The 13,969-nt window shown below is 42.8% G+C and carries 13 protein-coding genes; 12 read left to right on the top strand and 1 reads right to left on the bottom strand.

Annotated features, from left to right (window positions below):
* The first annotated feature begins 23 nt into the window (after positions 1-23).
* The 3 genes from NV381_RS16325 to NV381_RS16315 are packed head-to-tail and all read left to right on the top strand — an operon-like array spanning position 24 to position 2,725.
* Positions 24-956 carry a carbohydrate ABC transporter permease gene (locus tag NV381_RS16325; protein WP_258214357.1) on the top strand — a complete coding sequence of 311 codons (933 nt, stop codon included), beginning with the start codon at positions 24-26 and terminating at the stop codon, positions 954-956.
* 14 nt (positions 957-970) lie between these two features.
* Entirely contained in the window at positions 971-1,795 is an 825-nt protein-coding gene (locus NV381_RS16320) for a carbohydrate ABC transporter permease (RefSeq protein WP_258214356.1), read from the top strand.
* 36 nt (positions 1,796-1,831) lie between these two features.
* Complete coding sequence (locus tag NV381_RS16315) at positions 1,832-2,725, top strand: phytanoyl-CoA dioxygenase family protein (RefSeq protein ID WP_258214355.1); 894 nt, start codon at positions 1,832-1,834, stop codon at positions 2,723-2,725.
* A gap of 209 nt (positions 2,726-2,934) precedes the next feature.
* Here NV381_RS16315 and NV381_RS16310 read toward each other — a convergent pair whose 3' ends face one another.
* Positions 2,935-3,312, bottom strand: coding sequence for a winged helix-turn-helix transcriptional regulator (locus tag NV381_RS16310; protein WP_258214354.1), 378 nt, complete (start codon positions 3,310-3,312; stop codon positions 2,935-2,937).
* Positions 3,313-3,456: 144 nt separating this feature from the next.
* Between NV381_RS16310 and NV381_RS16305 the strand changes: the two genes are divergently transcribed.
* The 9 genes from NV381_RS16305 (at position 3,457) to NV381_RS16265 (ending at position 13,756) form a co-directional block, all read left to right on the top strand.
* Complete coding sequence (locus tag NV381_RS16305) at positions 3,457-3,819, top strand: DoxX family protein (protein ID WP_258214353.1); 363 nt, start codon at positions 3,457-3,459, stop codon at positions 3,817-3,819.
* Between the two features lie 196 nt (positions 3,820-4,015).
* Positions 4,016-4,867: an SDR family oxidoreductase gene (locus tag NV381_RS16300; RefSeq protein ID WP_258214352.1), complete on the top strand. Its 852-nt coding sequence runs from the start codon at positions 4,016-4,018 to the stop codon at positions 4,865-4,867.
* 769 nt (positions 4,868-5,636) lie between these two features.
* The gene (locus NV381_RS16295; RefSeq protein ID WP_258214351.1) at positions 5,637-5,900 is read left to right on the top strand and encodes a copper amine oxidase N-terminal domain-containing protein; all 264 of its coding nucleotides are present in this window, start codon (positions 5,637-5,639) and stop codon (positions 5,898-5,900) included.
* Entirely contained in the window at positions 5,897-7,003 is a 1,107-nt protein-coding gene (locus NV381_RS16290; protein WP_258214350.1) for a low temperature requirement protein A, read from the top strand. Before NV381_RS16295 ends, NV381_RS16290 begins: the two co-directional genes overlap by 4 nt.
* Before the next feature lie 251 nt (positions 7,004-7,254).
* Positions 7,255-7,686 carry a hypothetical protein gene (locus tag NV381_RS16285; RefSeq protein ID WP_258214349.1) on the top strand — a complete coding sequence of 144 codons (432 nt, stop codon included), beginning with the start codon at positions 7,255-7,257 and terminating at the stop codon, positions 7,684-7,686.
* Between the two features lie 879 nt (positions 7,687-8,565).
* Positions 8,566-10,083, top strand: a complete 1,518-nt coding sequence (locus tag NV381_RS16280) for a malate:quinone oxidoreductase (RefSeq protein ID WP_258214348.1) — start codon at positions 8,566-8,568, stop codon at positions 10,081-10,083.
* Between the two features lie 348 nt (positions 10,084-10,431).
* Complete coding sequence (locus NV381_RS16275) at positions 10,432-11,292, top strand: ABC transporter permease (RefSeq protein WP_258214463.1); 861 nt, start codon at positions 10,432-10,434, stop codon at positions 11,290-11,292.
* A complete protein-coding gene (locus NV381_RS16270) occupies positions 11,286-12,146 on the top strand; it encodes a carbohydrate ABC transporter permease (RefSeq protein WP_258214347.1) in 861 nt (286 codons plus the stop codon). Before NV381_RS16275 ends, NV381_RS16270 begins: the two co-directional genes overlap by 7 nt.
* Positions 12,147-12,232: 86 nt before the next feature.
* The gene (locus NV381_RS16265) at positions 12,233-13,756 is read left to right on the top strand and encodes an extracellular solute-binding protein (protein ID WP_258214346.1); all 1,524 of its coding nucleotides are present in this window, start codon (positions 12,233-12,235) and stop codon (positions 13,754-13,756) included.
* Positions 13,757-13,969 lie beyond the last annotated feature (213 nt).

The following is a 13,969-nucleotide window of genomic DNA, read 5'->3' as shown; positions in this document are numbered from 1 at the left end:
TCACATACGGGGGAGTAGAAAAAGTGGATAAACCCCAAGGCGGAACAGCAGTCATTAACTATCAGCAAAGCCGCATGATGAAGAAAAATCAAGCCAGCTTTCTGGCCGGTTTTCTAGTCCTGCCGGCAGCAGTCATCGTGTTTATTGCGATGATTGTCCCTCTCGTTTATGCGTTGTTTATGAGTTTCTTTCAATACGGTTTAGGACAGGAATCCAAAGCAGTATTCGTCTTTTTTGACAACTACATCCGGTTTTTTAAGGACCAGACGGCATTACACTCCCTGTGGAATACATTTCTGTTTATGGGGATGGCACTATGCCTGGAGCTTCTGCTCGGAATCGGTATAGCTGTATTACTGACGACTATCCCGGCGAAGCTGGCCAACTTCATGAGAGCATTATTTACAATGCCACTGCTCATTTCCCATGTCATTGTTGGTTTAATCTGGCGGTATATGTATGATCCGACGTACGGTCTTGTTTATTATGTATTGTCCTGGTTCGGTCTGGAATCATTCGGCGGATTGCAGAAAACAAGCACAGCGTTATTCAGCATTGTGATCGCCGATGCCTGGCATGCGACTCCCTTCTTGATCCTTGTCGTCTCTGCCGGATTAACGTCCATACCGCATGATTTGTATGAAGCGGCCAAAATAGACGGAGCGGGAGCTTTCCAGACATTAACGAAAATTACACTGCCGATGTTATCGAAGGTTATTATTGTTATTACTTTGATCCGGGGAACCGATGCGTTCCGCGTCTTCGATATCATTTTTGCGCTGACCGGCGGCGGGCCTGCCAACTCAACATCTTCGCTTAGCATTTATGCCTACAAGCAAGCATTTGAAAATAATGAGATGGGCTATGCGATGGCTGTGTCAGTCATTACACTAGTCGGCCTGCTCCTGATTTTTGGCTCGTTGATGAAAAACTCCCCTTCCGGCAAAGCAGGGTAAAGGAGAGATAATGAATGCTTAACCGCTTGCTCGGACACGGGTTCAAAACAGCTGCGCTAGGTTTGTTTACCCTATGGACTATCGTTCCTATCGCGCTTGTCATTAGCAACTCGTTTAAACGTGAAATGGACATTTTTACAAAGGTGCCTAAGCTATTTTTCACACCAACTATGGATAATTACGTCAATGCGTTCTTAAAAGGGGATTTCTCTTCTTATTTTAGCAATAGTGCGCTTGTCGCCATTGTGTCAACGTTTATTGCCATTATTTTCGGTACATTGGCAGCTTACGGTTTGGTTGGTTTTAGTTCAAGATGGTCGGGTACGATTGCAAACGGCTTTTTATTAGGAAAGCTGGTACCGGCCATATCGATGCTGCTGCCATTGTTTACATTAGTCAGAGTATCGGGATTACTGGGCACGCTGACAGGACCGATTATCGCTCATGCGGCTTTGAACTTGCCCTTTATCATTTGGTTGATGATGGGATTTATCCGCGATGTGCCTACTGAACTCAGTGATGCGGCCAAGATCGACGGCTGTACGCCAATGCAGACATTTTGGAAAATCATTGTTCCTATCATTTTGCCCGGCATGGCGGCTGCCTTCATACTGGCTATGCAGTATTCATGGAACGAGCTGCTGTTCTCGATGCAGTTGACCAGCATGGACACGTATACGCTACCTGTTGGCATCTCGACCTTCGTTGGCGCAATTTCAGTGGACTGGGGAAAAAGCAGCGCTGCTGCTACGATTACTATGTTGCCGATGATCATTATCGGGTTTTTCGTACAGAAGTATATCGCAACGGGCACAACCAGTGGTGCGGTAAAAGGATAATATCATTCATATTCGGATACAGGGAGGAAATGAGCAATGACAGTCATTACAGAAGAAATGAAGTTATTTTTCCAAGAAAACGGTTATATCTTAATTAAAAATGCAGTACCTAAAGAAAACTGCGAGCGTGCCGTAAACGCAATTTGGGAGTTCATGGGCAAGGATCCGGGAAACCAGGAAAGCTGGTACACTCCGCCGGCAGGCATGGACGAATTGTGGCATGACCAGCAAAGAGGCATGATACCTTTTATCCATCATCCTTCGCTTTGGGATAATCGTCAATTCCCGCGGTTGTATCAGGCTTTTGCCGAGCTGCTGGAGGAAGAGAAGCTGTGGGTGACGGTCGACCGGGTGAACATGAAGCCGCCGAAGAGAGAAGACAAGCCGGAGCTTAATACCAGCTTCATTCATTGGGATACGGATACGACAAATTTGACGTTCCCTTTGCCACGACCGCGTCCTTTACAAGGCGTTCTGTTCTTGGAGGATACGAATATTCATCAGGGTGGATTCCGTTGTGTGCCCAGCATCTATAAAGACTTCGAGCAGTGGATCAAGGAGCAGCCGGCGGACAGAAACCCGATCAATCCGGATTATACGGGGCACGAGGTGAAGGTAATTCCCGGCGAAGCAGGTGATTTGCTCCTGTGGGACGTTCTGGTTGCCCATGGCAACGGTGAAAATTTATTCGACCGTCCACGACTGGCTCAATATATTACAATGTTCCCTGCCAAGGAAGAATTGTTCGAAGAACGTAGAAGACTTGCGCTTGAAAGCTTGAAGAACAAAACTTCGATGCATCAACAGTCCAATAAGTTTAATCCGTTTCTTAAAGATCCGCGAGACTGGGAGCATGCTCATACGCCTAATGATCCCGAGCTGACCGTTCTGGGCAGAAAACTGCTTGGTCTTGAAGCCTGGAACTGGTAATAATTATTGTTGGTGCATAAGAGGATGATTGGCTGATTAAGCTACAGATGCTAAATACAACAAGGCAAGCACCCCGAATTTCTTTCCGGGGTGCTTTTGAATGTTGATAGATAGTGTGATACCGTTATACTTCGTATTTCCGTATCTTTTGGGTTGAGTACAACATTTTTTGAAGAACCGAACTCGGATAGTGGTTATTACTACATGTATTACTTCCCTACGAGCTCATCATTTACTTCGAATGATTCCACGGATTGATCTTTCCCATATAACTCATTCAAATGCTCAACATGAGCCATTCCCCAATCATTCATCGCCTGTAATAGAGGGGTCATTTTTTTACCGTATTCAGTAATGGAATATTCAACTTTGGGGGGGATTTGGAGATAGATCTCTCTATGAACGATATCATGATATTCTAATTCCCTTAATTGTGCTGTAAGCATTTTTTTTGTTATATCCGGAATTGCTTTTTGAAGTTCGCTAAATCTCATCGTACCGCTCGAAAATAGATGAAACAGAATGACAGGCTTCCATTTACCGACCAGGATCTCTAATGCAGTTTCGACTCTGCAACTATCAGCCATTTGAAGTCCTCCTTTAGAAATAATATATCCATGTAAGGTATCATTTTGTATACTATGTTTATTTTAAGTGCCTACTTCCGATAATCTATCCTTGGCATTATTATAGCTCTATAAGTAAGTCATATACAAGGAGGAAGCGTCAAAATGAAGTGGGCAGTTCGAATATTGCAGGGCTTGGTTGGAGTTATGTTCTTATTGACCGGTTTTATGAAATTAAGTGGAAATCCAGATCAGATAGAAGCATTTAATGAGATTTACGGGTATGGTTCCGGTTTTATGTATGTTGTAGGGGGGATAGAAGTTCTCTTAGCAGCGGGATTACTGCTAGGCTTTTGGAGGAATAAGCTAGTCTCTGTATCTAGCGGTGCATTGATTATTGTTATGGCAGGAGCTGTATTTACGCATCTCAAGGCTGGTCAAGGTTTTGGCATCGCCGTCACGCCATTGGTGCTTCTGGTGCTGAGTTTAATTGTGTTTTTGGGGCAAAAAAAATTCATGAAGACATAAATGGCTTAAAAGGGCATTCCCTTAATGAATACCGCAACATGGATCTTCGAAGAATCTGAATTCACAGGATTTCTGAAACGCTTCTGCAAAGGAAATCGACCCAAGGCGATTGTAATATTTTCCGGCCATTTTGAAAATGATATTACGACTATTGCCGCTATAAAATAAATAAGTTTACATAACGGAGGCATTTATTATGAAATTAATGGTAACTGGAGCAACAGGAAATCTTGGAGCGTTAGTCGTTGAAGCATTACTGAAGACTGTTCCGCCAAAAAGTATCGCTGTAAGCGTGCGTGATCCGAAGAAGGCAGAACACTTGAGCGACCTGGGAGTCGATGTGCGGTACGGGAATTTTAATGAATATGAATCGTTGGTAGCAGCTTTCGCCGGCATTGACAGGTTGCTTATAATTTCATCAGGGGATTTGCAAAATCGAATTGAACAGCACATGACAGCTATAAGAGCTGCAAAAGAAGCTAATGTTGGCTTCATCGTGTATACAAGTGCACCAAATGCCACAGACAGCCAATTTGATCTTGCCAAGGACCATCGCGAAACGGAGGAAGCAATCAAAAAGTCAGGAATTCCATACTCCTTCTTGCGCAATAACTGGTATTTAGAAAATGAAATGGGGACGTTCCAAGCCGTTCTGAATGGAGCGCCATGGGCCGTAGCCTCGGGATCGGGCAAATTAGGTTGGGCAGCCCGCCGCGACTATGCTGAGGCAGCAGCTCATGTCCTTGCAGGACAAGGACATGAGAACACGACTTACGAATTGTCGGGCAAGCTGTTAACGCAAGATGAGCTTGCATCGATCTTTGAGGAAGCTATGAACCGTGAAGTACGCGTTCTGCATTTAGATGACGAATCCTATGGCAAAATGCTGGGTGAAGTCGGTGTACCTGAAGCTGTGATTCCATTTCTTATATCTATGCAACGCGGGATTCGGGAGGGCGGGCTAGACGTTGAGAGCAAGGATCTCCAACAATTACTAGGCCGTCCAGCTACACCGCTTAGCGAAGCCATTCGTCAAATGTTAAGCTAATGGATTTTATTACCTAGCAGAGTGGTAACGCGGAAAAGGGCTGTCCCAAAAGACATTTTGAGACAACCCCTCCACCATTTTATCCTGAATAGATGGTTGCAAAAGAGCCCTCAATTCCACTTTAATAGTTGAAGGCTTTTTTGCATATTCTTGTGTATTCTTAGTGATGAATAGGATGAAGTCGCTTTCCAGCGCGTACTCATCGCGGGTATCGAGTTCGTGGCTCAATGGTTCGTGGTTCGGTTACGGCATTGCATGGCAGTCTGGCGCACTTCGTGCAATTATCAGGAAAATGTCAAGTTAGTTACTCCGAAAATAGCGTTCCAAGTCTTATAGCTGGAATTCCTCATGTTAATTCTACGTATTTTGGCTGATATCGACCATTTCACCTCTATTAGAGTTAGTTTTTCCAGTTAGATTGATTTCAGGCGATATCCACGCTGGATTAGCGTTACAATTTCCATCTATTTTCTTTCCTTCCGCAGCGGCCCCGACAAATCATGGTCTCCTCTAGATTGAAAGCAGGCTTTGAACATCGCTTCTCGCCCCATCACTTAAGTAACATCCAAAAAGCGGCCGGATTCATTTTTGGATTTTCGAACCGCCTACTCTGATGGGAATTTCCCTACAACAAAAGCGCTTCCATTTCCGCTTACATGGTGGCGAACGGGCAGGAAAATAGGTGTTTTTGGAGAATACTGAAAGGCAACATTATACTTAAGCTGAATCGGCTGAATGGTCAATAACTAACAGAAATGAGAGGCTTGCTATGCTTTTCTCAAAGAGTAGGAAGAGGAATAAGCGAAAAATTATGTTTGGTACCCTGTGCTTGATGGTAGGGATGATGGTTCTCTTTAGCCAGAGCAGCGCAAAGGCCGATGATTTTCAGGAAGCGAGGGTCACAGTAGACAACACCGAACTGGCGTTGGAAGTTCCACCTATAAACTATCAGGGGGCCGAGATGGTTACCATGCGTTCAATCTTTGAAGCACTAGGGAATAACATCACCTTAAGTTGGGGAGCAAAACGATGAATGAACACTTATTTGCTGAGAAGAAAGTTACCTGGCTGGAGTTATTTTATGATCTGCTGTTCGTAGCTGCAGTTTCTAAGGCGAGTCATGTCTTGCTGCATGTCGAATCTGGTTCAATTCCAATTGAATACTTATCCAAATTCATTCTTATATTTGTTCCGATCTGGTGGGCGTGGGTTGGGCAATCTCTCTTTGTAAACCGGTTTGGACAAGACATCCTGTCACACCGAGTTTTTCTGATTGTACAATTATTTTTTGTATTAATAATGACAGCGAGCCTATCGGTTAATTTTGATCAATACTATGTTCCATTCTTGATAGGCTATGTTGGGTTAAGAGCTATGACCGCCATTCAGTATCTTTCAGTACATAAGAAAGAAGAGGATCATAGAAAAATCACTGCCCGTTATTTGGGGAGTCGTTTTTGGATCGGATTGGTGATCTCATCTTTATCCATTTTCTTTGATTCTTGGATTCGTTATGTAGTTTTGTATGCGGGAATTATTGTAGACATATTGCTCCCATTAATCGGCCGGCAATATTTAGTGAAAAGCCCTATAAATACTCACCATTTATTAGAACGCTTCTCGCTGTTCACACTCATTCTTCTTGGTGAATCAGTGATCAGTATACTTGCAGTATTGCAGCAGTCTAGCTACTGGACGTGGCAATCTATTTTATTTGCGTCAATAACTTTTTTATTAATTATTGCTATATGGTGGCAATATTTTGATAATGTTGAAAAGAAAGTGAACAAGAGCATAGAGACAGCCGGGCAGACTATAATTTACGGACATTTATTCATTTATTTATCCTTGTGTATGCTTGCAGCTTCGATCCAATTGCTATTTCTGGAACAATTAAATTATACATTTATGCTAAGCTTTATTTTTGGATCTGTACTGCTCTATTTCTTCTCAACCTCGCTGGTTTTCCATAAATATAGGCACATCCATCAACGATTGGGGAAATTTCATTTAGTTTTATTATTAGGCTTACTTGGAGCTTTTTTCACAGTAGATTTATTTTTCCTTGTACCAAATTACTTGATCATTGGAGAGATGATGTTGTTTTTTATTGTATATGCTAAATTAACGACTTGAGCTTTGCTTTTTTTGAGTATGTTAACGGTAGAGTGTTGTTTATCAGAAAAAGCTGGCTGACGAGCTCGCGGCGGAAGGTGAACATGCCGTGGTCATGATGGAACAGGGTAATTCCTTATTGTTCCGCAGGAAGCTATGCAGCGAAGTGCTAATATAATTCCATGTCGACTATACAAAAAACCATCTCAAAATATAGTGTAATTCTGTAAAATACAGGTAGAAATCCTTACTATTATTTTAGGAGGCTTACTATGCCAGAAATCTCTATAGAAGAAGCACGTTCTTTTGGTATTGAAACTAAATATGATTTGATGCCGAATGGCGAACGTAGATTCAGATTAAATTGTTCAACTGATGGAAATTCCTATTGTCGAACAGTAGCCTCAGAGAATGGTGCTTGGCAAAATAGCCATTACCATAAGTCGGTATCAGAGTTTTATATTGTACAGTCAGGATGGATTGTGTATGCGGAAAAAAGAGAAGGTGAATTAAAGTTTCGGTTATTACGGGAAGGGGAGAATGTCTCATTCGAACCATTAGTTCATCATAACATTTATTTGTCTTCAAACTCAGTCATACACACTATAAAATATGGTCAAGCTCTAGACAATGACTGGTTCGCCTCCCCGGAATTAGATAATCTGACAAAACATTTACATCCAAATGCCCTTTTTTCATTGTAGAATGGATGTTGGCATTGCTTGATCCTCTTTCGAACATCAGTCCTCAAAAAAACTGCAAACATGCAGTTATTTTCTAACAAAATTGCCGTTTAGACAACATACCTGCAAAAATACATCAATTTTCATGGAAAACTCCTCGGTCCGGCTAACAATGAAAAAATAACTGCACATTTGCATGAATTCAAAAAGACTGCCGATATCAAGCCAAAAGGATGTATAGAAGCAGGTTTTTAGGAAGAGGCATTGACTTCGAATCGAATAATTCGTATTAAGCCGTGTGTGCTAGCATTGTCGTTCTTAAGGTTTTGTCTACAGCTGGGCAGGGCACGGCACGGCATGTAAGACAATCGAATAACTTCTTCGTCAAGCGCTGATTTCATTTTTAAGTCATTTTAGTAACACTATAAATTAGGTAGTGCAATACTATATATAGACCTTCAATCGAGGATGTTCTGTTGCATGCAAAAGCTCTAACTAAGGCAGTACTACAAACAAAGGTTTTACGTATCTGAGTGATTAAGCTCCCTCAAGAAACAAGAGTTCAATAATAGCAAGGACGAGGCTGCCGGCACAATTAGGCGGCCTCGAAACGCTATCAGACACAATTCATTTCACAAGTGGATTGGATTGCTCTATGATTTCACAATAATGATACAAATGAAGCAAGATAAAGGTTATAATAGGATTAGTGAAAACTAAAAAAAAAGGTACAAGGACATGCACAATTATTTTAATATATAATTAATAATGATACACTATGATAGGGTTATAATTGATCCAGAAAAGATGTGTGACTAGGTCGCGCCTTGGCTTGCTGTGGCGCCTAAACAGGATCGCCTGCATCCTTTCTGAAAATATTAGGGTATAAGGACGGTAAAAATGAGCAACAGACAAACTAAAACAGACGTTATCTTAATTGGTGCCGGAATCATGAGTGCTACTTTGGGTTCACTGCTGAAAGAATTAGTACCGGACTGGGAAATTACAGTGTTTGAAAGGCGCGCAAATGCAGGAGAGGAGAGTTCTAACGAATGGAATAATGCGGGAACGGGGCATTCTTCACTATGCGAGCTTAACTACACTGTCGAACAACCGGACGGATCCATAGATATTAGCAAAGCTATAAAAGTTAATGAAGAGTATCAGGTTTCAAAGCAGTTTTGGTCTTATCTTATAAACAGCAATCTAATACGTAATCCACGGGATTTTATCATGCCAGTGCCTCATATGAGTTTTGTACAAGGGGAACAAGATGTAACATTTTTAAAAAAGCGTTTTGAAGCACTGTCTAACAATCCCCTGTTTCAAGGGATGGAATTTTCCGATGATCCGGCAAAACTGATGGAATGGATTCCACTTATGATGCAAGACCGGAAAATGAATAAACCAATAGCGGCAACAAGAATCGAATCTGGAACGGATGTCAACTTTGGCGCTTTAACGCGGCTATTGTTTGCCCATTTAAAGAGTAAAAATGTGGATATAAAGTTCAAACATGATGTTGATGATATTAAACGTACTAGCGACGGCTCTTGGGAGTTGAAAGTGCGGAATGTCGATACCGGTACCGTCGAGCGACGTACTGCAAAATTCGTCTTTATCGGCGGCGGGGGAGGAAGCCTGCATTTGCTGCAAAAATCCGATATTCCTGAAGGAAAAGGTATTGGAGGATTTCCGGTAAGCGGACTATTCATGGTGTGTCAGAAACCGAATATTGTAGCGCAGCATCATGCAAAAGTGTACGGCAAAGCTTCTGTGGGTGCTCCTCCCATGTCTGTTCCGCATCTTGACACAAGAGTTATCGACAAAAAGGAATCGTTATTCTTTGGACCGTTTGCAGGCTTCTCACCCAAATTTTTAAAATTCGGTTCCATGCTCGATTTGGTGACGTCCGTAAAAACGCATAATCTTGTTACTATGATGGCGGCAGGCGTAAAAAACGTTCCATTGACAACATACCTGATCAAGGAAGTTATGTTATCAAAAGAGAAGCGCATGGATGCTTTACGGGAGTTTGTCCCGGACGCCAAAAGCGAAGATTGGGAGTTACTTGTGGCAGGCCAACGTGTGCAAATTATCAAAGATACCGCTGCCGGCAAAGGAACGCTTCAATTTGGTACGGAAGTCATTAATGCCGCTGATGGCTCGATAGCTGCTTTGCTCGGTGCTTCTCCGGGTGCTTCTACAGCCGTTTCCGTTATGCTTGAGGTAATAAAAAAATGCTTCCCGCAGCATTTGAAAGCATGGGAGCCGAAAATTAAAGAAATGATTCCTTCCTATGGCGTGTCACTAATGAAAAAACCAGAGCTAATCAACGAAATTCATACTTCAACGGAGCGGACGCTTGGTCTAGGCGAAAACTTGCCGTTACAGATAGCACGCCGAACTGTATCATAAATAACGAAGCTATGCTATCAAAAAGAATCGTAATTCAAGCTGCCGTTACGTTCATATATAAGCACGGGCAGTAAAGCTTGGTACCAGGGTGATATCTTCCTAGTTCATCCTGCCATTAGTTCAATAACACAAAGAGCAGTCCAAACTCTAGTTTGGACTGCTCTTTGTGTTATTGAGAGAGGTAATAAATGCTATTACTTTGAGAGATAAGTAAATTTGTTACTGATGATGAATAAATCTATTCCTTATTTTAAATGGACTTCATAGCTGATAATAGGGTTACAACTAAGAAATAAAAGGAGGTCTGGCAATTTGACAGCACTATGGAAGAATAGAGTGCTTTACATCATGCTTTTGCCACTGATGGCGTGGTATATCATTTTCAAGTATGTGCCAATGTATGGTGTTATCATCTCATTTAAGGATTACAATATTATGTCGGGAATCGGCGGATCCGATTGGGCTAATCCGTGGTATAAATACTTCGAGATGTTTTTCAGTTCGCCCTATTTCTCCCAATTGCTCACCAATACGCTATTGATTAGCTGTTACAAGCTGATTTTCAGCACGATACCCCCTATTTTACTAGCCGTTCTGTTGAATGAAAGCAGGAGCATTCATCTGAAAAAATGGGTTCAAACTTTGAGTTACATGCCGCATTTTCTATCCTGGGTTATCGTTTACGGTATCGCTGTTGCATTCTTCTCCGAGACGAATGGGTTGATCAACCGTTGGATAAGTGATTTGGGATTTGATGCCATCCCTTTTCTGAATGCGCCGGAATGGTTTCGTTCTGTTCTGGTCGGAACGGATATTTGGAAGGATCTTGGCTGGGGAGCGATTATTTATATAGCTGCAATAGCCGGAATCGATCCTTCGCTTTATGAGGCGGCCATGATGGATGGCGCAGGACGCGTTCGGAGAATCTGGAGCATAACATTGCCCGGTATTGCAAATGTTATCGTTCTGCTCTTGATATTAAGACTTGGATACATCTTGGACGCCGGGTTTGATCAAGTTTTTATGTTCTATAACATTCGGGTCTATTCTGTGGGCGATATTATCGATACGTGGGTCTATCGCACAGGTCTAGAGCAATTGAACTTCAGTATGGCATCTGCAGTAGGCTTGTTTAAATCGGTCATTGGCATGGCGCTTGTTCTTGCCGCTAATAAGATTGCAAAACGATGGGGGGGCGGCATATGGTAATCAATCGCGGAGAGCAGGTTTCGGCAGCAGCTATCAACTTGATTTTATTGCTTGTAGGTTTTGTGAGTCTTTTCCCGTTGTTGTTCGTTGTGTCGATGTCGCTGACCCCTTACAGCGAAGTTATTAAAAACGGGGGATTTCTAGTCATCCCCAAATCAGTAACATTTGAAGCCTATAAATATCTCTTTCAAACCAAAGAGTTACCCCAATCGATGCTAGTATCTCTATTCACTGCCACGGTAGGGACAGCGGTAAACTTGCTTCTCACGATGCTTGGCGCTTATCCCTTAAGCAGGAGATTGCTTCCTGGACGGAAGGTCATCCTTCTTATGATCGTATTTACGATGCTGTTTAATGGTGGTTTAGTGCCAACGTATCTGCTCATTCAATCATTAGGCATGCTGAATACTGTATGGGCTTTGATCATTCCGAGTGCGGTCGCTACTTACAATCTTTTGATTATGAAAACGTTTTTCGAAGGTCTTCCAGAGGAATTGTTTGAGTCCGCTCGCATAGATGGAGCCGGAGAATTGAGGATACTGTTCCGTGTCGTCGTTCCACTATCGGTGCCATCGTTGATGACCGTAGGTTTGTTCTATGCTGTATCTAACTGGAACAGCTTTTTCGCAGCCGTTCTCTACATTACAGATTCGCATTTAAATCCGCTGCAAATTGTCGTTCGCAAACTATTGCTCTTGAGTAATTCCGTAGACAACATGACGGATATTGTCGTACCGACACCGACCCTACAAATGGCGTCTGTTATCATCGCCAGTCTGCCCGTTTTAGTGGTGTACCCGGTTATTCAAAAATATTTTTCCAAAGGCGTACTAATTGGGGCAATTAAAGGATGAGTACATTGTGTTCCACATTTTCTCGTACCGTAGAGGGACGAGCCTAACGATCACTTATACAAATTACCATGGAAGAAGGGGTAAAAATGAAAAAAAATGCAACAGTTGCTGTTCTCCTCACCGTGAGTTTGCTTACTGCATGTTCGGGCAACAATTCTTCGACGGGCGCTTCACCTAATGGGGAGGCAATGAATGCTGCTCCTATGAAGCTGGAGGTCATGCAGGAAGGGACTATCACATCTGCAGACGGACCTGGCTTTCCCAAGGATGATTTTGTTAAAAATGAGCTGAATAAAAAGCTTAACATTGATTTGAGGATGACGCTGGAAGCAACCGATTTTCCTACCAAACTCAGCGCACGTATGGCGGGTGCGAATGCTCCGGATGTCATGCTCATTTTGAAAGACCAGGTTCAGAAATTTGCCCAAAGCGGCGTACTGTTAGATATGGGACCCTATCTGGATAAACTGGCCGATTATAAGAAATTTGTAGGCGTAGACGAACTGAAGAAAGGGTTTGTGAGCGGTAAGCAATTTGCTCTGCCTAAGGCGCCTCCGCTTTTGAACGGTACGTATTGGATCCGCAAGGACTGGTTAGACAAATTGAAATTGGCCGCACCGACTACGGTAGATGAGCTGTACAATGTGGCCAAAGCATTTACGGAGAACGATCCTGATGACAACGGAAAGAAGGATACGCTCGGCATTTCGGGGACTGGTATGGATACGTTTGCACCTGTGTTTGGAGCCTACGGCATCAGCCAAAGCACGATATCGCTTTCGGTAAGTGCTCTAACAGATGGCAAGATTGTTAACGGATTTTATGATCCGGCGATGAAGGATGCTTTAGCGGAAGTGAAGAAATTCGTTGACGCTGGCGTTGTCGATCCTGAGTTTTTGAGCAATAAAGGGAATACTTCCAAAGATAAGGCATTCCAAGGAAAAGTCGGCATCATTTATGACGGCTGGGCAGGCATAATTAAAGATGCGGCGGTTAAGATTTGGAAGGATGCAAATCCAAATGCCGATTGGGTTCAGCTTCCGGCACCAAAGGGACCGAAGGGCTTGCAGTTTGCCGGCATAAATGATTTAGGGGCTTCCGGCTACTTGGTCGCTCTTCCGAAGTCGTTAGAGAAACAACCGGAGAAGCTGAACAAAATCATCGAACTGCTCAATTATGTCTCGACGACTGAAGGCAATCGCTTGGTTGATTACGGGCTCAAAGATGTTCACTATAAGGTGGAAGGTGATAAAATCACTATCACGGACCAAGGCAAGAAGGAAAACGGGTATACGTTCGTTTATCAGTTCACTGGTCGGCCGGAGCTTTCGTACTTGCAAACCAAATTCCCGGCACAAGCGTCATATATAGATTTTGAAGCTAAATTGCCGCGTTTGCCTGTCGTGGACAAATTGGTCGATTTACCGAGTGGCTACAATAAGGCTGATGCGGATAGGTTCGTGCAAGAAGAAGTTACAAAATTCATTTATGGTAAAACGCCGATTGCAGATTATAGTAAATTCCTTGCTACTTTAGATGGTACATTCAACTATAAGCTTTATACCGACGCGGTTGCAAAGCAAGCGAAGGATCTCGGGCTCACCAAATAATAGGAAAATCCCCCATTGCACAAGAAGCGGTGGGGGATTTTTAATCAGGAAACATTATGGTGCAGCCCTTATGTGAAGGTTGAACCTGGATGAATCCAAATGCTGATTCGTCCGGGTTCGTTCTTTTAGCCCAACAAAATTTATCAATTGAAAGCACAAAAATTATCATGTGAAAGCGTGTCCAATCTCTCTAAAATTAGGCTTACAAAAGGA

Origin of the sequence: Paenibacillus radicis (ex Xue et al. 2023) (genome assembly GCF_024722015.1) — a bacterium.
Lineage (GTDB): Bacteria > Bacillota > Bacilli > Paenibacillales > NBRC-103111 > Paenibacillus_S.
Note: the sequence above shows the minus strand (reverse complement) of the source record. Positions and strands in the feature narration are given on the sequence as shown.